Below are 890 nucleotides of genomic sequence, written 5' to 3'. Positions count from 1 at the left end.
CCCCCTTCAGCTACCAGCTGCCCGCAGACAGCTTCAGCGATCTGGAAGGTGACGCCCTGAGCTACAGCGCCACCCTGGCTGATGGCAGTGCCCTGCCCGCCTGGCTCAGCTTTGATGCTGCCAGCACCACGTTCTCGGGTACTCCCGGCAGTGGTGACGTCGGCTCGCTGTCCGTTACGGTCACCGCCAGTGATGGCCTGGCCAGCGCCTCGGACACCTTTACCCTGGCGGTAGCGGCCGACCCCGCGACCCCACCGGCGGACAATCAAACACCCGAGTTGCAGGCCTTCCCCGGTGCCGATGCGCTGGCGGCCTTTGCCCTGGCGGGCGGCAGCGGTGATGTGGCTGCCGATCTGACCGACCACGGCCACCAACTGACCTTCAACAGCGGCGTCACCCACAGTGACTCAGGCGTACAACTGAACAGCGCCGGAGGTTCCATCGGTTCACTGACCCTTGACGGGGCAATGACCATTGCCACCACCTTTACCTATCACAGCCACACTGCCTGGGCACGGATGGTTGACCTGGGCAATGGCGCTGGTACCGATAATATTCTGATCGCCAGCCCATCAGAAGGACGAATAGAGGCCCAGATTTTCCACGGTGGCACCATTGTCGGCTCGGTGGCGTTTGATAACTTCTTCTCTCTGGATGAAACCTTCCACCTGGCCCTGACGGTGGATGCTGATGGCCATTTGCACCTGTACAAGAACGGTGTTGAAGTGGCGGACAATCCCGGCCAGGGACCCGCCGGTGTCGAGTTGACCAGCAACCTGGTCGGTGCCAGTAACTGGCCACAGGATACTGCCACCGATGGCACCATCAAGGATCTGATGATCCTCGACAGCGCCCTGTCGGCCAGTGACGTCAGTGAGCTTTACCAGCTC

The 890-nt window shown here is 61.8% G+C and carries 1 protein-coding gene; it reads left to right on the top strand.

What is annotated here, in order from left to right; translation table 11 throughout:
* A partial coding sequence (locus CX664_RS11315) for a putative Ig domain-containing protein (protein WP_180966462.1) occupies window positions 1-890 on the top strand: 890 nt, incomplete at both ends.

The organism is Endozoicomonas acroporae (assembly GCF_002864045.1).
GTDB lineage: Bacteria > Pseudomonadota > Gammaproteobacteria > Pseudomonadales > Endozoicomonadaceae > Endozoicomonas > Endozoicomonas acroporae.
This window is presented reverse-complemented; position numbering and strand designations above follow the sequence as displayed.